Annotated in this window: 19 protein-coding genes; 5 read left to right on the forward strand and 14 right to left on the reverse strand. The window is 70.6% G+C overall.

Translation table 11 applies throughout. The annotated features are described in order from the left end of the window. The first annotated feature begins 33 nt into the window (after window positions 1-33). A complete protein-coding gene (locus ACQ66R_RS08645; RefSeq protein WP_430421052.1) occupies window positions 34-219 on the forward strand; it encodes a hypothetical protein in 186 nt (61 codons plus the stop codon). Here ACQ66R_RS08645 and ACQ66R_RS08650 read toward each other — a convergent pair. The 11 genes from ACQ66R_RS08650 to ACQ66R_RS08700 all read right to left on the reverse strand — a co-directional run bounded on the left by ACQ66R_RS08650 (window position 216) and on the right by ACQ66R_RS08700 (window position 11,616). Further along, complete coding sequence (locus tag ACQ66R_RS08650; RefSeq protein WP_430421054.1) at window positions 216-1,583, reverse strand: amidohydrolase family protein; 1,368 nt, start codon at window positions 1,581-1,583, stop codon at window positions 216-218. The genes ACQ66R_RS08645 and ACQ66R_RS08650 overlap by 4 nt on opposite strands. After that, a complete protein-coding gene (locus ACQ66R_RS08655) occupies window positions 1,580-2,599 on the reverse strand; it encodes a CoA transferase (RefSeq protein ID WP_430421056.1) in 1,020 nt (339 codons plus the stop codon). The genes ACQ66R_RS08650 and ACQ66R_RS08655 overlap by 4 nt, the downstream gene beginning before the upstream one ends. Next, a complete protein-coding gene (locus ACQ66R_RS08660) occupies window positions 2,596-3,576 on the reverse strand; it encodes an enoyl-CoA hydratase/isomerase family protein (RefSeq protein WP_430421057.1) in 981 nt (326 codons plus the stop codon). Before ACQ66R_RS08660 ends, ACQ66R_RS08655 begins: the two co-directional genes overlap by 4 nt. A gap of 193 nt (window positions 3,577-3,769) precedes the next feature. Beyond that, window positions 3,770-4,237 carry a class I adenylate-forming enzyme family protein gene (locus tag ACQ66R_RS08665; protein WP_430421059.1) on the reverse strand — a complete coding sequence of 156 codons (468 nt, stop codon included), beginning with the start codon at window positions 4,235-4,237 and terminating at the stop codon, window positions 3,770-3,772. Then, a complete protein-coding gene (locus ACQ66R_RS08670) occupies window positions 4,159-5,259 on the reverse strand; it encodes an AMP-binding protein (protein ID WP_430421061.1) in 1,101 nt (366 codons plus the stop codon). The genes ACQ66R_RS08665 and ACQ66R_RS08670 overlap by 79 nt, the downstream gene beginning before the upstream one ends. A gap of 239 nt (window positions 5,260-5,498) precedes the next feature. Next, on the reverse strand, window positions 5,499-5,807 hold the full coding sequence (locus tag ACQ66R_RS08675) for a hypothetical protein (protein ID WP_430421063.1): 309 nt from the start codon (window positions 5,805-5,807) through the stop codon (window positions 5,499-5,501). 66 nt (window positions 5,808-5,873) lie between these two features. Next, window positions 5,874-7,325 (reverse strand): alpha/beta hydrolase domain-containing protein, encoded by a 1,452-nt coding sequence (locus tag ACQ66R_RS08680; RefSeq protein WP_430421065.1) that lies wholly within the window; start codon window positions 7,323-7,325, stop codon window positions 5,874-5,876. A 32-nt stretch (window positions 7,326-7,357) separates the two neighbouring features. Continuing rightward, window positions 7,358-8,131, reverse strand: coding sequence for an SDR family NAD(P)-dependent oxidoreductase (locus ACQ66R_RS08685; RefSeq protein WP_430421067.1), 774 nt, complete (start codon window positions 8,129-8,131; stop codon window positions 7,358-7,360). Continuing rightward, the gene (locus ACQ66R_RS08690) at window positions 8,128-9,387 is read right to left on the reverse strand and encodes an acyl-CoA dehydrogenase (RefSeq protein WP_430421069.1); all 1,260 of its coding nucleotides are present in this window, start codon (window positions 9,385-9,387) and stop codon (window positions 8,128-8,130) included. The genes ACQ66R_RS08685 and ACQ66R_RS08690 overlap by 4 nt, the downstream gene beginning before the upstream one ends. A gap of 12 nt (window positions 9,388-9,399) precedes the next feature. Continuing rightward, on the reverse strand, window positions 9,400-10,533 hold the full coding sequence (locus ACQ66R_RS08695) for an acyl-CoA dehydrogenase family protein (RefSeq protein ID WP_430421071.1): 1,134 nt from the start codon (window positions 10,531-10,533) through the stop codon (window positions 9,400-9,402). A gap of 78 nt (window positions 10,534-10,611) precedes the next feature. Beyond that, window positions 10,612-11,616 carry a hypothetical protein gene (locus ACQ66R_RS08700; RefSeq protein ID WP_430421073.1) on the reverse strand — a complete coding sequence of 335 codons (1,005 nt, stop codon included), beginning with the start codon at window positions 11,614-11,616 and terminating at the stop codon, window positions 10,612-10,614. Window positions 11,617-11,785: 169 nt separating this feature from the next. On the opposite strand from ACQ66R_RS08700, the gene ACQ66R_RS08705 reads away from it, so the two are divergent. The 3 genes from ACQ66R_RS08705 (at window position 11,786) to ACQ66R_RS08715 (ending at window position 14,742) form a co-directional block, all read left to right on the forward strand. Next, window positions 11,786-12,580, forward strand: coding sequence for an SDR family NAD(P)-dependent oxidoreductase (locus ACQ66R_RS08705; RefSeq protein WP_430421074.1), 795 nt, complete (start codon window positions 11,786-11,788; stop codon window positions 12,578-12,580). A gap of 9 nt (window positions 12,581-12,589) precedes the next feature. Beyond that, on the forward strand, window positions 12,590-13,447 hold the full coding sequence (locus ACQ66R_RS08710; RefSeq protein ID WP_430421076.1) for an SDR family NAD(P)-dependent oxidoreductase: 858 nt from the start codon (window positions 12,590-12,592) through the stop codon (window positions 13,445-13,447). 62 nt (window positions 13,448-13,509) lie between these two features. Continuing rightward, a complete protein-coding gene (locus ACQ66R_RS08715; RefSeq protein ID WP_430421078.1) occupies window positions 13,510-14,742 on the forward strand; it encodes an acyl-CoA dehydrogenase family protein in 1,233 nt (410 codons plus the stop codon). On the opposite strand, the gene ACQ66R_RS08720 is transcribed toward ACQ66R_RS08715, so the two are convergent. Next, window positions 14,739-17,183 carry a Plug domain-containing protein gene (locus ACQ66R_RS08720; RefSeq protein WP_430421080.1) on the reverse strand — a complete coding sequence of 815 codons (2,445 nt, stop codon included), beginning with the start codon at window positions 17,181-17,183 and terminating at the stop codon, window positions 14,739-14,741. The two genes, ACQ66R_RS08715 and ACQ66R_RS08720, sit on opposite strands and share 4 nt — an antisense overlap. A 195-nt stretch (window positions 17,184-17,378) precedes the next feature. On the opposite strand from ACQ66R_RS08720, the gene ACQ66R_RS08725 reads away from it, so the two are divergent. After that, the gene (locus ACQ66R_RS08725) at window positions 17,379-17,786 is read left to right on the forward strand and encodes a hypothetical protein (RefSeq protein ID WP_430421082.1); all 408 of its coding nucleotides are present in this window, start codon (window positions 17,379-17,381) and stop codon (window positions 17,784-17,786) included. A 5-nt stretch (window positions 17,787-17,791) separates the two neighbouring features. Here ACQ66R_RS08725 and ACQ66R_RS08730 read toward each other — a convergent pair whose 3' ends face one another. Both ACQ66R_RS08730 and ACQ66R_RS08735 read right to left on the reverse strand, forming a co-directional pair. After that, window positions 17,792-19,198: a M20/M25/M40 family metallo-hydrolase gene (locus ACQ66R_RS08730; RefSeq protein ID WP_430421084.1), complete on the reverse strand. Its 1,407-nt coding sequence runs from the start codon at window positions 19,196-19,198 to the stop codon at window positions 17,792-17,794. A gap of 228 nt (window positions 19,199-19,426) precedes the next feature. Further along, a complete protein-coding gene (locus ACQ66R_RS08735; RefSeq protein WP_430421086.1) occupies window positions 19,427-20,488 on the reverse strand; it encodes a phosphotransferase family protein in 1,062 nt (353 codons plus the stop codon). Window positions 20,489-20,563 lie beyond the last annotated feature (75 nt).

Here is a 20,563-nt window from a genome sequence, read left to right on the forward strand (position 1 = left end):
TTTTGCTGCAGTTTCCTGAGCGGGAGATCAGGAATGTGGTTCACCCTGAGCGCCCTGGGCAGCGACCTCGAAAGCCCGGGTGAAGCGGCCGTGCAGGGCGCGCTGGCCGACGCCCTGCGCGAGGCGGAGGCGATGCTTGAGCGCGAGCCGATGTTTGAAGCCGTGGAGATCTTCGGCGCGGGGCGCTTCCTTGGCGACCTCAAGCGCCGGCTGAACTAGCCCCCGTAGGCCAGCGCGCCCGAGACCAGCGTCGTACGCACACGCTCGGCCGCGGGTTGCGCCAAAGCCTCGCTGAGAGGCGCATCCAGCAGCACGAGGTCAGCCGCCGCGCCCACGGCCACGCGCCGCGCGGCGCCGCCCGGGTCAGCCGCCTCGCCCAGGTAGAGCGACAGCGCCGTCGCCGCTTCCACCGCCTCGCCGGCGCCCAGCACCCGGCCGCCGATGCTGGTCCGGTCGATCGCCGCACGGATCCCGACCCAGGGGTCGGCGCTGGCGTAGGGCGCGTCCGAGCTGGCCGCGACCGGCACGCCGGCGGCCAGAAGGCTGGCGCAGCGGTACAGGTCGGGCTGCTCGGCGGGGTCGACCTGGGCGGCGTAGCGGTCGCCGCGCTCCCGGATGAAGGCGGGCTGGGTCACGACGGTCAGCCCCAGGCCCTTGAGTTCGCCCACCGCCGCGGCGCCGATGACGCCCCCGTGCTCCACGCGATCGCCCGGTCGCGCGCCCGCCGTCCCAAACGCCGCCAGGGTCAGCGCCAGCTCGGCCGCCGTCACGCAATGCACCGCCACGGGCCGCCCCCAGGCCCGCGCGCTGGCAATGCGCGACAGGAAGTCGTCCAGGTCGGGCAGCGCGTGGTCGTCCAGCAGCACCTTCACCGGCCCCACCGCAAACGCATGGTCGGCGGGGGCCTCAAGCGCACCGCCGCTCATCAACGTCAGCCGTTGGGGCAGCGCGCCGCTGCGGTGGGCGGCCGCCAGTCGTTCTGCCGCCTCGGCGTCGGTGGTGACGCTGGCGTCCGTGAGAGCGGTGATCCCATAGCTGGCCAACTGCCGCCCGATCGGGGCCAGCGGCGGCGGCTGGGCGTCCATCCGCGCCCGCAGCCAGGCGTCGCCGCGCCACAGCCGTCCGGTCTCTCGCTCCAGCCCGGCGGGATCGTCGCCGGGCGGCAGGCCGTCGAGGGCCAGACTGTTCAGCACCCACAGCGCGCCGGTCTGATGCTGCACCCTCAGCCGATGATGGGGCGCCAGGCGGTCGAGTTCGGCGCGGGTCAGTTCGCCGGCGAGGGTCTCGTGGTAGCCCAGCGCACGGATCCAGGCGCCCGGCGGGCGCGCCGCCGCCGCCGCCGCAATGCGGGCCGCCACCTCGCCGGCCGAAGCGGCGTCGTCCAGGACGACGGAGTCGGCTCGCGCCGCCAACCCGAACAGGTGGATGTGGTGGTCGCAGAGGCCGGGGATCAGCGCCCCGCCCCCGCCTTCGATCTCGTCCCCGCGCGCCGCCAGCCTTGGCCCGATCTCGGCGATCCGGCCACCCTCCAGTCGAACGTCCAGGCCCGGGCGGCCCTCGACCTCGACGTCGCGGAGGATCATGCCCTGAGGCCCAGCCGCCAGGCCGCGCCGGCCGCCATCTTCGCCAAGGCTACGTCCACGAGGCAGCCGCCGCCAGCCTCCAGCGCCTTTAGCGCGCCCACGGCGGCGGCCAGGCCGGTGACCGGATCCGCCAGAGCGTCGCCGAGGAACCGCGGCTCGCCGCCGACCCACGACACCAGTCCCCCGGCCGCCGCCGCGTCGTCGCCGAACGCCACGCGCGCGGCGCCTTCGCCGGTCCAGCCATAGCCGGTGATCGCCACCCACACGAGGCCGGGATTGCCGGCGAAGACGTCCTCGGGTCTGAGATCCAGACCTGCGAAGGCGCGGGGCCGCGAGCCCGTGATCAGGACGTCGGCGCGCTGCACCTGACGGCGCAGCCGCGCCCGGCCGTCAGGCGCGCGAAGGTCGTAGGTCAGGTGCATCTTGCGACCGTTCAGGCGCCGGCTGAACTCGGGCATCACCTCGCGCGTCGGATCGGGCCGTTCGGGGCTTTCCACCTTCGAGACCGTTGCGCCCAGCGACGACAGGATCGCGCCGCAGAGCGGCCCCGCCCACAGCGCCGACAGGTCGACCACCCGCAGGTCGCGGCCGTCGCGCGCCACCGGCGAGCCCATTCGCAGCACGGGGGCTTCGAGGGTCTCCGACGCCACCTCGCCGACCCAGGCGACCGGCAGACCGACCAGAGCGGCGCGCTCGACCAGCTCGGCGCATTGCCGGCCGGCGACCTGTGCTTCCACCGAGGCCCAGAGGTCGGCGCCAACGTCGGCGGCGAGCCAGGCCGGGACCAGCTCGTGGTCCTCGGGACGCGCGAGGTTCAGCGCCAGCCAGCCGTCGGCCGCCTGCAGCAGGCGGCAAGAGCGGTTGCAGGAGATCCGCGCGCCGGGCGGATCCAGCGCAAACTGGCCCTCACGATCGGTGACCTGCATGTCGACCACCTCGACGCGGTGGCCGCGCCGCTCGGTCAGGTCGCCGATCTCCCGCGACAGTTGATCCAGGACGGGCCGGATCGAGCTCATACCGCCACCTCGTCCACCAGGCCCCAGCCCAGCGCGGTGGCCAGGTCGATGTCGACGCCCGAAATGGCCATGTAGGCGGCGCGCCGCCGCCCGATCCGCCGCGGGATCGTGACCGTGCCGCCGGCGCCCGGGATCAGCCCCATCGACACTTCCGGCAGCCGGAACATCGCGCCCGGCCGCGCCGCGATCCGGCCCGCCGCCGCCGGCAGCTCGACGCCCGCGCCCACGCAGGCGCCGTGGACCTGCACGGTCAGCCGGTCACCCAGCTGGTGCGCCAGCCGGGCCGGGGCGCGCAAGGTTCGGATCAGGTGCGCCTGGCCCGGATCGGCGGCGCGGCCGAACTCGTCCAGATCTCCGCCGGCGCTGAAGGCGGGGCCTTCGCCGCTCAAGGTCACGGGCAGGGCGTCCGGGTGGTCCACGGCGAACGACAGGGCCTCGAACAGCTCGTCGCGCATGCGCGCGTCGAAGGCGTTGCGCGCCGCGGGCCGGTTCAGGCGGATGGCGATGGCGCGACCGACCTCGACCGTCACGCGGGGACCGGCGTCGTCGGCGCGGTGGCGCGGGGGATTGTCGGTGCGCCACGACCGAAAACCCTCAGACGCGAGCAGCATGGAATAGGCTAGAGACTCGGCCGCCAACGCTTGGTCGAAGGGCAAGTCCAGGCTCATCCGCAGCACCTGGGCGCAGGCCGCCGCCGCCACCGGCTGGCGCGCCGCGGCGGCCTTCAGTTCGGCGATCACCGCGTCCAGCCTGGAAGGGTGCACGCCGACCCAGGGCCCCGGCGCGGCCGGATCGGCGGACAACAGGATATCGAAGGGCTCCAACGCCCCGCCCGGGACCGGTCCGCCCCGATGCACGCCCAGCTGCACCGCGCCCACGGTCGCGGCCAGAGGCGGCGGATCGAGCCCAAGCTCGGTCACCACCAGCCCGGCCCCGCCCAGCTCGGTCAGATCGGCGATCAGGGCCCGACTACCCACGCCGTCACTCCAGATTCCACCCGACCTGCGTAGGACGCTGGGGCGCTAACGTCCAGCGCGGCTCCAACGCCCCTTCCGCCGCTTCGCGGTCCCCCTCCCCCATTGGCATGGGGGAGGAACTTGTCGCTCCCGTTCCTCACCCGCTTGCGGGGGAGGGGGACCGCGAAGCGGTGGAGGGGGCGCTGCCGCGGCCTCAGCTCTTCGTCATCTCGGCCTTGAGCTGCCGGCGCAGGAGCTTGCCGGTGTCGTTGTAGGGCAGCGCGTCGCGGAAGGCCCAGACCTCGGGGGTCTTGGACGAGCGCAGCCGGGCCTTCACCCAGGCGGCCAGCTCGTCGGCGGATGGGGCGGTCTCGCCGGCCACGACCACGGCGGCGACCTTCTCGCCCCATTCGTTGTCGGGCAGGCCCAGCACAGCCACATCGGCCACGCCCGGATGCTCGCGCAGGACGTCCTCGATCTCGCCGGGGCTCATGTTTTCGCCGCCGCGCACGATCACATCGTCAAGGCGGCCCTCGACGAACAGGAACCCCTCCTCGTCCAGGAAGCCGCCGTCGTTGGTGGCGAACCATCCGTCGTCCTGGATCACCTTCTTGGAGGTGTACTCGCCCGAGACCTGCTCGCCGCGGACGTAGATCTCGCCCGACTGGTTCGGCCCCAGCACCTCGCCGTCCGGCCCGCGAATCTCGAGCTCCAGCCCCGGTCAGATGCGCACCACCGAGCCCAGGCGGCGCTGTTCGCCTCGTCGTCGGCATAGATCGCCATGCGGTGGTCGTCGGGCCCCAGGATCGAGATCGTCGAGCTGGTCTCGGTCAGGCCATAGGCGTTGGCGAAGTCCACGTGCGGCAGCATGTTCAGCGCGCGCTCGATCACCGGCAGCGGCATGCGCCCGCCGCCATAGCTCAGCGCCCGCAGCGACGGCAGGGTCTCGCCGGTCTTTTCCAGCACATCCAGGATACGGCCCAGCATGGTGGGCACCACCATCGCGTGGGTGATCGCCTCGGCCGCGGCGGCCTCGACCCACGCCTCGGGCGTGAAGGCCTCCAGGTGCACGATGCGGCGCCCGCCGTACGTCCCGGTCAGCACCGCAGAGATCCCGGCGATGTGGTACGGCGGCACGCTGACCAGCGCGGCCTCGTCCTCTTCGGCGCCCAGGAACTCGACCGTCGAGATCACGTACGAGGTCAGGTTGCGGTGGCGCAGAATGGCGGCCTTGGGATCGCCGGTCGTGCCGCTGGTGAACAGCAGCACGGCGATGTCGTGATCCGCATCGAGGAACTGGGCTTCGCAGTCGCCGTGAACCCTGCAGGCCGCGTCGAAGGCGCTGCGGCTCACCACGGTGACGCCGGCATGCGCCGCCAGTCGCGGGACCATGTCGTCATCGACGATCGCCACCGACGGGGCGGTGCGGGCCAGCAGCTTGTTCAGGTCGGCGTCCGGCAGGCGGTAGTTCAGCGGCGCGAAGGGCCGGGCCAGCATGCCGGCCGCGAAGATCGCCACCGGCAGGCTGGGGCCGTTCAGGCCGACGAAGGCCACGTTGGTCCCGCCCAGCTGCTCCAGCCAGGCGGCCCCGTGGTGCGCGTGGCGACGGGCCTCGGCGAACGTCAGCCCATCCGCCCGCCGTCCCAGCGCCAGCCGGTCCGGCGCCGCATCGGCCACCATGTCGAGGAGCAGGGCTGTGTGCATCTCAGCGTGTTCCGTTCCAGGATCGTCACCAACCGAACCACGATCCTTCCTTTCCCACGAAGTGGGAGAGGGGGGACCACACGCCGAGCGCAGCGAAGAGCGGGTGGTGGAGAGGGAGAGCCACATTCGCCGCGCAGACGAGTGGCGAAACCGCTGAGCCTGAGGCTCGCCCTCTCCACCATCCGCTCTCCGGCGGATGGTCCCCCTCTCCCACTTCGTGGGAAAGGAAGGCGTTGTAATCAGTCCGACGCGGGAAGCTTCTTGGCTTCCTTGGCGCCGATCGGGCGGCCGCCGATGGTGAGGGTGCCCTTTCCGGCCTTGGTGCACAGCACCTCCAGCCCGGTCTCCTCGTCGGCGTAGCGCTTGCCCGCCGCGCTGCCCTCGGCGAAGTCCTCGGCGATGGCCTTGCCCTCGGGCTTGCCCTCGGCGTGCGGGATCACCTGATAGCCGCCACATTCCAGCGTGGCCTCGGTCTTAGGCGGCTTCACCACCACGACCTCGACGTCGCAAACCGCGCTCTTCCAGCGCGACCCTGGCTTCAGGTCCATTCCGGCGACTCCCTACGTACCGCTTGTTCTGATTGCCTCAACACTTAGCGGCCGCCTCGCCCGCCGTCACCCCTGCGGATAGAGGGCGGCGGCCAGAGCGCGGATCTCGGCGCGGTCGGCCTCCAGGATGAAGCCCGCCTTGATGGTCCGCGACAGGGCGGCGTCGAACGCCTTGAGGTATTCGCCTTTCCCGCCCGGATAGAGCCGCTTCAGGGTGTCGGCGTCATAGGGCTCGGTCGACCCCAGAAGCCCGGCGAAAGGACCGCCCGAGTTCCCGAAGCCCGAAAGCTTGGCGGTGGGCACGTCCTGCCAGGGCGTCCGGATGCCGCCCGTCGCATTGCCGTTCGCGTCCAGTGTCAAGGTGGCCGCGCCGCCAGCCTTTCCTGGCGTGAGGTCGATGCGCGGCGCCTTGGGCGGCGCCTTGCCGGTGCGGACCCAGGTTTCCAGGGCCGCCAGGGCCGCCTGCGCCACGTAGTGGTGCTGAGGCGCGGCGTTGATCGGCTTGGCCATCACGCCCGAGATCGTGATCTTGGTCGGCTTCCAGAGCGGGGCCAGCTTCTCGATCGGGGCCAGGCCGGAATCCGCCGCCGAGACCTGCAGCATGTAGGTGTCGGCATGCGCCGCGCCGGGGATCTGCCACACGCGCAACTTGGCATTGTCGGGCTGGTCGGCCAGCCACCAGCCGCCCGGGCTGGCCACGTCGGTTTCGGCCAGCACGGTCATGATCGGCACGCGCGCGTCGGTGCGGAAGCGGACACCGGTCTGGGACTGCTGCGGCGGGGTCCGAGAGGAGTCGACGCCCGGCGCGCCCCCGAACCGCGAGTGCACGTAGAAGCCGTCGTACACCTTGGCCATCGGATCGATGGCGTTGATGTAGGTCGTCATGAAGATCGCCGATTGCGACTCGCCCAGGGCCAGCAGGCGCCGGGGCTTCAGGCCGCGCAGGACGTCGCCCTGACGAACCACCCGGCCGGCCTGGCTGAATATGTCGAAGGCGTACGCGTCGCCCGGATGGCTCAGCGCGCCATAGCGGGCCGGGTTCGCCTTCTTCAGCGCGCCCACGCTCGGGCCGCCCATGCTGTTACCGCCCTCGACGCCCACCTTCTGGACCGAGACGGCGACGTAAGCATAGCCCGCCCGCATCATCTCGCGGTGCGTGTAGGCCCAGTCCGGTCCCAGATCGAGGCCGCTGGTGACGTTCAGCCACTCGACCGCGACGGTCCCGTTGAACTTCGCGGGGTCGGCGGGACGTACGACGACGATGCGGGTGGCGTAGGCCGCGGTGTCGGCCGGCTCGGCCTGCCATTTGCCGTCCGGCCCCGCCTCGCCGACCTTGCGATAGCTCTGGGCCGTCCCCTTGAGGAAATGCTCCTCGACGACGTAGCCGACGGTCTTGAGATCGTAGGCCGCCAAGCCAAGGGTCGGCGCGCCCGGGACGGCCGTGACCTCCGGCGGCGCGGCGACGGCGCTTGCGGCAAGTCCGAACGCCATGACGGCGCCGATGATCAAGGCCTTCATCCTACCCTCCCAGAACCCTATTGCAGGCGGCTCTAGCGGCCGCCCTGTCCGTCGTCCACGCGGATCACCGTGCCAGTCACCGCATCCGACGCCGGCCCCACCAGATACAGGAGCGTCGAGTCCAGCTGGGCGGGGTCGCCGATGCGCTGGCGCGGGAAGCGCTGGGTGATGTCGCCCATCCGCGAGAGCATGCCGTCCATCATCTCGGATGCAAAGGCGCCCGGGGCGATGGCGTTGACGTTGATGTTGTAGCGCGACCACTCCACGCCCAGCACTTCGGCCGAACGCGCCACCGCGGCCTTGCTGACCGAATACAGGGCAGCCCCGCCGCCCGTGTACGAGAAGGCCGCCACGGAGGCGATGTTGACGATCCGCCCGGGCTTGTCCGCCGCGATCAGCCGGCGCGCCACTTCGCAGGCCAGGATGAAGGGCGCGCGGACATTGATGTCCAGCACCTGGTCGATCAGCTCGATCGACATCTTGTGGGCGCGCTGGGCGTCGGGGATGCCGGCGTTGTTGATGAGGATCGTGACAGTCCCCAGCTCGGCCTCGGCCTTCGCCACCGCGGCGATCAGTTGATCAGCGTCGGTGGCGTCCATGGCGACGGGAAGCGCCACGCCGCCGGCCGCCCGGATCTCCTCGGCCAGCGCCTCCAGCTTGTCGACGCGCCGCGCGGCGATGGCGACCTTGGCGCCCTGGGCCGCCAGCACCTTGGCGAAGCGATAGCCCAGGCCCGACGAGGCGCCGGTGACCAGCGCCACCTGTCCGCTCAGGTCGATGGACGCATTGGGAAGGGGAAAGCTCATGCCTGGCTCCGGCCGCTGGTGGGGATGTCCTTGAACGCGACGTTCTTGTCGACGCGGATGTCGCCGGGCAGGCCCAGCACGCGTTCGCCGATGATGTTGCGCAGGATCTCGTCCGAGCCGCCCTCGATCCGGGTGGCGGGCGAGCGCATCAGCATGGCCTGGAACCGCGCGTTCATGGGGCTGCTCTCGTCCCACACCACGCCGGCCTGGCCCTGCAGGTCCAGCGCAAACATCGCCAGGTCCTGCATGGTGGCGCCCGCCACCAGCTTGCCGATCGAATTCTCCGGCCCCGGCGTCTGGCCCTTGGACAGGGCCGTGATCGCCCGCATGCCGGTGTACTTGAGGCCCGTCTGCCGGACCGCGTACTGCGCCAGCCGCGAGCGCACCGCGGCGTCGTCGACCGCCGGCCGGCCATCGATCTCGGCGTCCATGCAGAACTGGAACAGTTCGGGGAAGCCGGTCGACATGCCCGAGCCGATCGACAGCCGCTCGTTCATCAGGGTGGTCAGCGAGACCTCCCAGCCCTGCCCCACCGCGCCCAGGCGCTGGCTGTCGGGAATGCGGACGTCCTCGAAGAACACTTCGTTGAAGCCCGACTGGCCATTCGCCTGTTTGATCGGCCGAACATCGACGCCCGGCGAATCCATCCGCAGGAAGAACATCGTCAGGCCCTTGTGCTTGGGCACATCGGGGTCGGTGCGGGTGATCAGGAGGCCCCACTGCGAATGCTGGGCGCCACTCGTCCACACCTTCGAGCCGGAGATGATCCAGTCGCCCGACCCGTCGTCGGCCGGCACGGCCTTGGTGCGGAGGCCCGCAAGGTCCGAGCCGCCGGCGGGCTCCGAGAACAGCTGGCACCAGATCTCTTCGCCGCTGGCCAGCGGCGGCAGCAGGCGGCGCTTATGCTCTTCGCTCGCCCAGGCCATGACGGTGGGGCCGCACATGCCGTGGCCGATGATGAAGGGGCCCGAGAGCGCGCCGTAGACGCCCTCCTCCTGGCCGAAAATCACCCGCTCGATCGGCGTGGCGGCGCGGCCGCCGTACTCCTTCGGCCAGTGCAGGCAGGCCCAGCCGGCGTCGGCCTTCTTCTTCTGCCAGGCCTTGGAAGCGGCCATCGGATCCTCGCTCTCGATGCCCGACGAGGCGAAGCCGGCGCGCTTGAGCTGGTCTTCCAGATGCTTGGGCGCGTTGGCGGCGATCCAGCTGCGGACCTCGGCGCGGAACGCGGCTTCCTGGGGTGTGTCGTCGAAATCCATGATCCGTCTCCTTTACGCGGCCGCGACGTTCGAGCCGCGCATGCGCTCGATCAGCAGGTCTTCCCAGGTCGACAGCGAGCCCAATGACAGGGCCAGCGCGTTCGAGCGCCGGTAGTAGAGGTGGCAGTCGAAGGCCCAGGTGAAGCCCATGCCGCCGTGCGTCTGGATGTTGTTCTTGGCGCAGTGCTGGAAGGCCTGCGTCGCCGAGACCCGGGCGGTGGCCGCCGCGATGGGCAGCTCGGCCGCGCTCGAGGCCAGGGCCCAGGCGCCGTAGTAGCAGTTGGACCGCGCCAGAGTGGCCGAGACGTACATGTCGGCCAGCAGGTGCTTGATGGCCTGGAACGAGCCGATGGGCCGGCCGAACGCCATGCGATCCAGCGCGTAGTCGCGGGCCATCTCCAGCGCCCGGTCGGCGCCGCCCACCTGTTCGAAGGCCATCAGGATCGCGGCCTTGTCCTGGACCTGCTCGGCGATCCGCCAGCCGTCGCCCTCGCCGCCCAGCAGTTCGGCGGGCGCGCCGTCGAAAGTGATCTTGGCGTAGCTGCGCGACGGGTCGATGGTCTCCAGCGCCTCACGCGTCACGCCCGACCCAGAGAGGTCGACGACGAACAGCGAGATCGCGTTCTCGCCGCGGCCCGCGCCCGTGCGCGCCGCCACGATGGCGACGTCGGCGCTGTCGCCGTCGGCCACGGGCGCCTTCACGCCCGAGAGCTTCCCGTCCTTCACCGTCGCGTGGATCTTGTCGGCGCTCATCCGGCCCTGGCCCTCGACGAAGGCGAACGTCCCGACCGCCTCGCCGCTGGCCAGCTTCGGCAGCCAAGCCTGCTTCTGGGCCTCGGTCCCCGCCTGGAGCAGGAACTCGGCGCAGAGGTAGATCGACGACGACACCGGCACGGGCGCGATCGCCCGGCCCAGCTCCTCGGCCACCAGGCAGAGCTCCAGATGGCTGAGCCCCATGCCGCCGTAGGCCTCTGGGATCGCCACGCCCAGCGCCCCCATCTCGGCCAGGCCCTTGTAAAGCGCCCGGTCGAACGGCTCAGGCCCCTCCAGGATCGCGCGGACGGCGGTGGTCGGGCACTTCTCGGTCAGGTAGCGGCGGACCTGGTCCTGCAGCTCCTTCTGGTCGTCTGAAAAGTCGAGGTTCATGGGCGGCTCCCGGCGCGCGATTTCGCGCTCTTGGCCGCACCTGACACCCCCTTACGTGACGCCAGTCGAGGGTGTTCTTCAGGGCGGTTTTGCGGGCGCCGTCGGCTCGGCTGGCGGCGGGCTCTTCTCCTCGTAGCGCGCGCCCGACAGGGCGTTGGGCAGGCTGTAGTTCCCCTCGTGGCAGGCGTACTCGTAGATCGGGCCCTTGGCCGCGCGCAGCGCCATCTCAGCTTTCCAGGGCTTGGTGAACATCACGGGATCCTCAGCGGCGAACTCATAGAGGATGTCGTTCGGCCCGGTGCGGGTGAACCGCTCGACCAGCCGGCCCTTGGGCGACCACATGAACCCGCCGGTGAGCGAGCCCACATAGGTCTTCGGGTGGAAGTTCACGGTCTCGACGACCAGCGTGTCGCCCTCCCACCAGCCGATGCTGTCGCCCATCCATGGCAGGACGCCGGCGGGCGGGCGGGCCTTGTCGGTCAGTCGGATGATCCGCACGTCGTGGTTCATTTCGATGGAGATCGCCACATGGTCCTTCGTCTGGACGATCTGGTAGTGGCCGTTGAAGCCGGTGTTCATCATCGGCGGGCCTTCCGACGAGCCGATGGCGATCAGGCAGCGCTCCTCCAGGGGCCGACCTTCGGGCCCGTCGTAGTTGTCGCCGGACTGACGGGCGGCCTTCTTTCCGGCATCCGTGAAGGGCAGCCTGCCGTCGGCCGGTTCGATGATCCATGACGACCGCGGCTGGCCGCCGATGCGCGCCAGCTTCAGGTCCATCTCCAGGATGTCGGCCTGCGGCGCGTCCTTCACCACCGGCGGCGCCGGCAGGTTCGGGTCGACGTGGGTGTCGAGCAGGCCGGCCGCCATCTGCTTGAAGCCGGCCATCATCAACTTCTCCTCGGCCTCGGTCGCAACGAGGCCTTTGAAGATCGGAGCACGCTGCAGCCAGGTCAGGGAGGTGTTGGTCCAGATGCCCTGCAGGTCAGGTTGGCCCGCGGCGTTGCGCGGCGCCTTGTAGTCGGCCCCCTCCGCGGCGCCGGCGAACAGGACGCAGGCCAGGATCAGCCAGAGATGACGGGGCATCGGATTTCTCGCACGCTTCGAACGGTGGCCTGAAGCTTCACGCCCCGACGGCGCGCGGGCCATGACGGGCGCGCTCACAAATATGACCCGTGGTCTCACCCCAACGAGCCTCGCCCTGCGTCAGCCTTCGGCCGTGCTAAGCGTCGGCCAACGAACGTTGGAGACCCTCATGAAACTCGACAGCTCCGTGGCCGCGGTGGTGACCGGCGGCGCGTCCGGCCTCGGCAAGGCCACCGTCCAGGCCCTGCGCAATCTCGGCGTCAAGGTCGCGATCTTCGACTTCAACGCCGAGACCGGCGAGGCGGCCGCCAAGGAAACGGGCGCGATCTTCTGCCAGGTCAACGTCATGGACGAAGACTCGGTCGACGCCGGCTTCGCCAAGGCGCGTGCGGCTCATGGCCAGGAGCGCATCCTCATCAACTGCGCCGGCGGCGGCCGGGGCGGCAAGACCGTCGGCAAGAACAAGGAGACCGGCGAGGTCGTCCCGTTCAAGGTCTCGGACTTCTCGTACGTGCTGGAGCTCAACACCGTGGGCACCTTCCGCTGCATCGTGAAGAGCGCGGCGGGCATGATCGCCAACCTGGAGCCTGACGAGACCGGCGACCGCGGCGCCATCGTCAACACGGGCTCGGTTGCGGCGGAAGAAGGCCAGATCGGCCAGGTCGCCTACTCGGCGGCCAAGGCGGCCATCAAGGGCATGACCCTGGTGATCGCCCGCGACCTGTCGGGCGACGGCATCCGCATCAACACCATCCTGCCGGGCATCATGGACACCCCGATGCTGGGCGGCCTGAAGACCCGCGCGCCGCAGGTGTACGCCGGCCTCGCCGCCTCGGTGACCTTCCCCAAGCGCCTGGGCCACGCCGAAGAGTACGCCGACCTGGCCGTCACCATGTGCCGCAACGGCTACCTCAACGGCGAAACCGTCCGCCTGGACGGCGCAATCCGGATGGCGCCGCGCTAAACTGCGCGGATGACCGACATCGACCTCAAGCGACTACCGCCCCTCGCCGATGGCGGGGCGGCGGTCATCACCGGCGGGGCCAGCGGCATCGGCCTCGCCGCGGCCCATCGCCTTGCCGCCCTGGGCCTGCCCGTGGCCATCGCCGACCTTCCCGGCGAGACGTTGGACGCGGCCCTGACGGGCCTCAAGGCGGGTGGCGCACGCGCCATCGCCGTCCCCGTCGACGTCTCGATCCCCGGCGATCTCGAACGGCTGCGCGACGCGGCGCTGGAGGCCTTCGGCCATGTGGGCGTGCTCATGCTGAACGCCGGCATGGGCCTCAATCCCGGGTCCTGCTGGCGGAACCCCGACGCGTGGCGCCGGCTCCTCGACGTGAACCTCTGGGGCGTCATCAACGGCGTGCAGGCCTTCCTGCCCGGGATGGTCGCGGCCGGCCGGCACGGCTACGTCATCGCCACCGGGTCCAAGCAGGGCATCACCACCCCGCCGAGCAACGCCGCCTACAATGTCTCGAAGGCCGCCCTGAAGTCGTTCGCCGAGGCGCTGCAGCACGAGCTGCGCAGCACCGAAGGCTGCCGGATCAGCGCCCACCTCCTCGTTCCCGGCTACACCTTCACCGGCATGACCGCCCGCTCGGCCGAGAAGCCGCCCGCAGCCTGGAGCCCCGATCAGGTGGTCGGGTTCATGCTGGAGCGACTGGCCGACGGCGACTTCTACATTCTCTGCCCAGACAACGACGTCAGCCGCGACATGGACGAGAAGCGGATGGCCTGGGCCATGGGCGACATCATCGAGAACCGCCCGGCGCTCTCGCGATGGCATCCCGACTGGAAGGACCGCTTCGAGGCCTTCATGAGCCGCCGTTAGCGGCTATGCCGACGCCACGGCAGGCCCCCTAGGCTGGTCGCCTCAATCGGGAGGCCTTGCGAATGGACCTGAGCTGGAGCGACGCGGACCGCCGGTTCCGCGATGAGGTGCAGGCGTTCCTGGATGCCGAACTCACGCCTGAGCTGCGGCACGTGGGCAAGACGCTGACCAGCGTCTACGCCGAGCGCGACGTGGCCCTGGCCTGGCAGAAAATCCTCTATGAGAAGGGCTGGCTGGTCCCGGCCTGGCCCAAGGCCTACGGCGGCTGCGACTGGTCGGTCACCCAGCGCTACATCTTCGGGAGCGAGCTGGCCAAGGCCCACGCGCCGCCCCTGTCGCCGATGGGCCTGGGCATGTGCGGCCCGGTGCTGATCGGTCACGGCAGCCCCGAGCAGAAGGCCCATTACCTGCCCCGTATGCTGAGGGGCGAGGACTTCTGGTGCCAGGGCTACTCCGAGCCCCAGTCGGGGTCTGACCTCGCCTCGCTGCAGATGAGCGCAGTCGAGGACGGGGACGACTTCATCTGCTCGGGCCACAAGCTTTGGACGACCCATGCCGCGGTCGCCAACTGGATCTTCTGCCTCGTCCGCACCGCCAAGGAGGCGATCCCCCAGCGGGGCATCACCTTCCTGCTGATCGACATGCGCACGCCAGGCGTCGAGGTGCAGCCGATCCTGTCGCTGTCGGGCGAGCACATCCAGAACCACGTCTTCTTCACCGACGTCCGCGTGCCCAAGGCCAATGTCGTGGGCCGGATCGGCGAGGGGTGGACCGTCGCCAAGTACCTCATGCAGTTCGAGCGCGGCGGCAGCGTTCAGACGCCGAGCCTGCACACCCGACTGCGCAAGATCGCAGCCATGATCGAGGCCGAGAGCGCCGGCCGACCCGAACTGGCCGACGAGGCCAATGCGCTGCGCCGGCAGGCGGCGGACGCGGCGATCCAGATCGAGGCGCTGGAGGCGCTGGAACTGCGCCTGCTGTCGCGGCTGTCGGCCGGCGACGCGCCCGGAGCGGAGTCGTCGCTGCAGAAGACGGTCGGCACCGAGCTCAGCCAGCGCCTCACCGAGATCGCGCTGGCCGCCGCGGGCCTGTTCGCCGCGGTCTACCAGCCGCACATGGTCTCGCCGGGCGGTCCGTCGCCGGGCCACGTCGTCCCGAACGACCCCACCGGCGTTGGCCCGGACTACGCCTGGACCGTGGCGGCCAAGTACCTGAACGACCGCGCCGGCTCGATCTACGCCGGCTCGAACGAGATCCAGCGCAACATCATGGCCAAGGCGATCCTGGGTCTCTAGGTCCGGGGTTCGCGGCGCGCGCCGGGCGGCGGGACCGCCCGCGGCGGCAGGAAGATCTTGCGGAAACTGATGCGCAGCGTGCGGCCCAGCGGGTCCAGCAGGTCGGGCTGATAGCTGATCGGGATTGCGCCGGCCGAGTCGCGCACGTCGACCTGCTCGTCGAAGAGGTTGTCCACCGACAGGCTCACCCGCGCGCCGCGCATCCACGGGTTCTCGCGCGCCATCGGCTGCATGCCCAGATCGGCGAACAGCCGAAGGTTCAATGTCGACAGGTCCGAGAACTTCAGGCCCGAGCCGCCGAATCCGCTTTCGAGACGCCCGCCCTCCTGCCAGCGCGCCGTCATCCTGGCGCCGAGCCCGTTGCGCGAGACGCCGGCCTGGACATCGACCTGGTTCTTGGGCGTCACCGAGCCGCCGCCCAGGGTCTGGCCGTCCAGCAGATCCAGCACCGGCACGCCCGGCCGGATCAGCACGTCGTCCTTGAGGCGCCAGGTGTGGAAGACGGCGAACTGCAGGTTGCCGCCCGCGCCGCCACGGTTGCCGAACCCGCCGCCCCGGCCGCTGAAGCCTCCGCCGGGTCCGCGGCCGCCTTCGTCGGCGGCTGGCGCGCCGGCGGGCCGTTGCGGCGCAAACGGCGGCGGGCGGGTGTTCTTCAGGGGGCGGCTGTAGTTGAACCCCCAGCGCAGCTCGTCACGATTGTGCTCGGCGAAGTTCACCGGCCGCACGTCGACCTGCACCAGCCGCCCCGACGCGTCGCGCACAAAGCGCCCCGGGAAGGCGGCCTCGATCTCGGGCGTCGCCGCCGGGAAGCTCGCGACCTCGTCCTCGAGCCGCGTGCGTGTGTAGTCTGCGCGAACCACGAAGTCGGTCTCGTCGAACGGCTTCAGCGTCACACCCAGCTTCAGGACGCGCCGACTGTCGGCAGTCAGGTTGGGGTTGCCGCCCTCGATGCGCGTCACCTCCACGGTCTCGCCGCGGGTGAAGTCGAAGACCCGCACCGACGGCGTGGCGATCTCGGGATTGCCCAGCTGCTGCACCGTGGGCGCGCCGTCCTCGTCCGTGATCGAGGCCACCAGGCGGATGGCCTCAATGGGCGACCAGGTCACGCCGCCGCCGAGGGTCGTCAGGGTCCCGAAGTCGGAGAGCTCCTCGACCTCGGCGTTGAAGTTCAGCGACAGCGACCCCAGGACGCCAGACCCTCCCCGCGTGCGGCTGAACAGGGGCGCATCGACGTTGATCTGAGCCCGGCCCGACTGCCGGTCGAGGTCGGTGTCGCGGAAGACGCCGCGGCGGAACGACTCCCCCTTCAGGTCCAGCGTGTCGGCGCCGACGGTCATCGCCAGGTTCACCGGCCCGGCCGGCAACTGGAACAGGGAGCCGTTCACCAGCGCCTCGATGTCGGCCGAGGTGGTGGTCGAGCGAGAGACGTTCGACGCCTGGAAGGCCTGGAGGATCGGGTCGTAGGCCGTCTCCGTGATCGTGCGGCTCTTGTCGCGGTCGGCATTGGCCGTGACCGACCAGCGCCAACCCGAGATCGCGCCGTTCAGGCCGCCGCCCAGGTGCGCCGCGCTGCCGTCGTTGAGCCGCCGCAGCGGATCCAGCGCGCCTGCGGCGAGCAGGGGATCGCCCGACGGTCCGAGCCGGCCTTCCGACCCGGTGACCTCGAAGCGCCCGTTCACACTGCCCGACAGGATTTCGCCGAACGGCCGCGCCAGCACCCCGTTCACCGCCAGGCTCTCGCCCTGAGGCAGGAGCGAGCGCAGCGCCCCGTTCTGGCCGTCCGTGCGGCGCACGTCGCGTTCGCTCTCGAGCAGCGCGCCGGAGTAGCTGCCCTTGACGTCCAGCTGCGTGCGGGTGTCGCCGCGCAGGCGCAGGACGTTTGCGCTGGCGTTGGCCGCAGCGCGGCCGCCGGCCGTGGGCAAGGTCACGCCGCTCTCCACCGTCAGCGCCTGGAAGCGCCGCCGCAGGACGAAGTTCACGACCCGCTGGTCAGCGCGGTAGCCGTAGCGCAGCGACACCTCCTCGGGCAGCACCTCCATGCGGGCGATCGCCTCGGGCGGCAGGTCCCGGATCTCGGCGTAGCTGGAAATCCGCATGCCGTTCACCAGGGTCACCGGGCGCCCGCCGCCGCGCCCGCGGCCGCTGGCCAGCTGCGGCTCCAGCGCCGCCAGCAGTTCGTCGACCGAGCTGACGCCCAGCGCCCTGATCTCACGCGGATCCAACGTGAGCTCGGGCGAGGCTTCGCCGACCACCGACCCGCGCAAGGTCGTACGCCCTCCGACGACCACCACTTCCTCGACCTCGAACTCGTCCTCCGGCGCAGCGCCCGCTGCCGGCGCGGTGTCGTTGGAGGGCTGGCGCGGCGCCTGCGCCCGGGCGCCGTGGGTCAGGCTCAAAGCCACGGCCGAGGCCGTGAGGAGCACGCTTGTCAGACGCTTCATACGCAATTTCACCTTGTCTTCTGCGCGCCCCTGATCCGGCGCAAATGCGCGTATCGGATTTCAGCCGGGCGACGGATGTTGCAGGACCGGAATTCCGGGCGATCGCACACCCGCCCGCGGGCCGCGTCACGGAACCCTTGCCGCCCCCACCCGGTTCCTAACCCCGCCGGGGTGCGGCGAAGCGGAGTAGATGACATGATGCGTATCCTTCAGACCGGCGCGGCCCTGAGCCTCGTGGCGGGGCTCGCCCAGGCGCAACCGGCCGCCCCGCCGGCGTCGACCCAGGTGAACCCGCCGGTCTCGGCCACGGGCCCCAATCCGCCGGCCCCGCCCAGCGCCACGACGCCGCCCGCGACCGACACGACCGCGATGGCCGGGTCGCCCTACAGGACCGGCGCGATCGTCAAGGACGCCCAGGGCCAGATGATCGGCACGATCGCGCGCGTGATCAAGACGCCCGACGGGGCCACCACCGTCTCGGTGAGCGTCGACGGCCGCAACGTGAACCTGCCGGCCTCAAACCTGACGCCCGGCGCGGATGGGGGCGCGGTCAGCGCGATGTCGAAGGCCCAGATCACGGCCTCGACGAAGCCGCCGGCATAAGCCGGCTATTTCTGGTCGGCGTACGCCTTGATCAGCCGGTAGAGGAACTCGCGCCCTTCCATGACCGACTGCACGGAGACGTGCTCGTTCAGGCCGTGGATGTTGCCGGCGTCATCGCCGCGGAACAGGGCCGAGAAGCCGAACGTGGGAATGCCCACAGCGATCAGGCGGGTGGAGTCGGTGCCGAACGTCTCCTGCATCGGGGTCACCGGCACGCCCGGATAGACCTTTGCCGCCACGGCGCGGATCGGGTCCATGATCTGCGGCGTCAGCGGGGATATCTCCGGCCGCGGAATCGTGGGCGGAGGCGGCGCGCTGAACTTCACCCGCGGGTCCGCGACCGCCTTCTCCATGGCCGACTGCACCGCGGTCACCGACTGGCCCGGCAGCAGGCGACAGTTCACGGTGGCGCGCACCCGCTGCGGTTGGGCGTTCGAGGCGTGTCCGCCTTCGATCAGGGTCGGAATGCAGGTGGTGCGCACCATGGCGCGGCGGCTCATCGAGCGGTTGACGATGGCCGTCGCGGCCGCGTCGGTCGGATCGACCAGCACCTTGCGCATGGCGGCGCCGGTCTCGGCATCCACCTGCGGCGCCACGGCCTCGAAATAGGCGCGGCTGAAGGCGTTGAATTCCGTGGGGAACGGCAGGGCGCCCAGCTTCACCAGCGCCTCGCTGAGGATCGTGATCGGGTTCTCGGGCCGCGGCTTCGACGAGTGGCCGCCCGGTCCTGTGACCTCAAGGGTGAAGTTGGTGGTGGCCTTCTCGGCGGCCATCACGGTCACGGCCAGCTTCTTGCCCTGGTCATCCAGGTCGCCCCCGCCGCCTTCGGTCACCGCGATCCCGGCGTCGATCAGCTCACGCGGGTGCTGGGCCAGCCAGGCCGCGCCATTGACGAACGGGCTGGGCTCCTCGCCGCAGGTCAGGGCCATCTTGATCGTACGCCGCGGCTTCAGCCCCTCGGCGTGATAGCGCACCATGTTGTCGGCATAGATGGCGTCCTGCGCCTTCATGTCCGAGACGCCGCGGCCGTAGAACTCGCCATTCTCCTCGACCAACACGTAGGGGTCGCGGGTCCAGTCCTGGCGGAACGCGTTGACCACGTCGATGTGGCCCAGCATGAGCACCGCCTTGGCCTTGGGGTCCTTGCCCGGCAGCACGGCGACCAGGTTGCCGGCCCTGGGCGCGCCCTCGGGCACGAAGATGTGCAGGTTCTCGGCCGGGAAGCCGGCGGCCTTCATGCGCGCCGCGGTCTTGTTGACCAGCACCGTGCAGTCGCCGCTAGCGTAGCTGGAGTCGGTCTCGACCATCTCCTGGAACATGGCGCGGAACGCGGGCCAGCCCGGGGGTTCGGCCGCATGGGCGGGAGTGGCGAGCGCCATGGCCGCGATGGAAGCCGCGGCGAGTGATTTCATCGACTGCAAGAGATGTCCCCTGGTTCGCGGCGACAGTCTCAGGCGCCGACGGGCGCATCAACCCCCGCCTTGGGAAGCTCCTCTCCCAGGCGCGGCAGCGCCGAGGGAACAACCATGTTTGGGTCGGAGGGCTGGCGGTCCAACGCCTGGGAAGCCCTTCGATCGGCGCCGCCCGCTCCCGACTTCTCCCTCGGCGCCGCCGCGCCTGGGAGAGGGGCTAGAAGGGATCTAGTCGATCCACCTCAGCGCGCGACGGAACAGGCCCAGCGTCTGGTTGTGCAGCGCGTCGCCCGTCGCCTTCTCCGCCTTGCCGGCGGCGGCGCGGGCGTTGGTGCCTTCAAGGATGATGCCCAGCTTGTAGCAGGCGAGGACGCCGTACCAGCGCATGTGGGTCATGTCCCGCTCAGTCTGCTCGGCGTAACGCGCGATCAGTTCGTCGATGGTCGGGAAGCCGTCCCAGGGCTTGACCGAGACGTTGCCGGCCTCGCCCTCCACGGTTTCGGGCCACGTCGCCATAAGCCAGCCCAGGTCCAGCAAGGGATCGCCGATGGTCGTGAGCTCCCAGTCCACGATGGCGGCCAGTTGCGGCCCGTCAGGGCGGAACAGCACGTTGGCCAAGTGATAGTCGCCATGGATGATGCCGGGCTTGAAGGCCGTGGGAGTCCGCGCCGCCAGCCAGGCCCCCACCTCGTCGATCCCTGCGATCTCGCTCGGCCCGGCCCAGCCCTCGTACTCGTTGTAGCTGTCGAGCTGCTTCTTCCAGCGGCCCACCTGACGCTCGAGGAACCCCTCGGCGCGGCCCAGGTCCGAGAGCCCGGCGGCCACGTGGTCCACCCGCCCCAGCGCAGCGATCCCGTCCACCAGCGACAACCCCATCTCGCGGCGCACCTGCGGCGATCCCGCATGCAGGGGCGGAAGGCCCACCGTCGCGTTGAAGCCGTTGATCGGCTCCATCAGGTAGAAGGCTGCGCCCAGCACATCCTCATCCGGACAGCCAGCGATCAGGCCGGGGTGCGGCACGTCCGAACCCGCCAACGCGCCCAGCACGCGCGCCTCGCGCCGCATGGTCTCGCTGCCGTTCATGCGGGGCGACATCGGCGGTCGCCGCAGCATGAACCATCGGTCCCCGCGCCGGAACCGTATCAGGATGTTCTGGGTGCCCCCCGGCGGCCGCTCGGCCTCCTCGATGGACTTGCCCGCCTCGAGGCCCCGCTCGTCCATCCACGCGGCCAACCGGTCCAGGTCGACAAGGTTGCGCCACGCGCTCAGCGACGGGTCGGCGACACTCATGAGATCGTCCTCCATTGGCGCCCCGCCGCCTGGTTGACGTGGGGACACGATTGCCGTCGCTTTTTCCGCGACTTA

The organism is Phenylobacterium sp., assembly GCF_965284355.1.
Classification (GTDB): Bacteria; Pseudomonadota; Alphaproteobacteria; order Caulobacterales; family Caulobacteraceae; genus Phenylobacterium.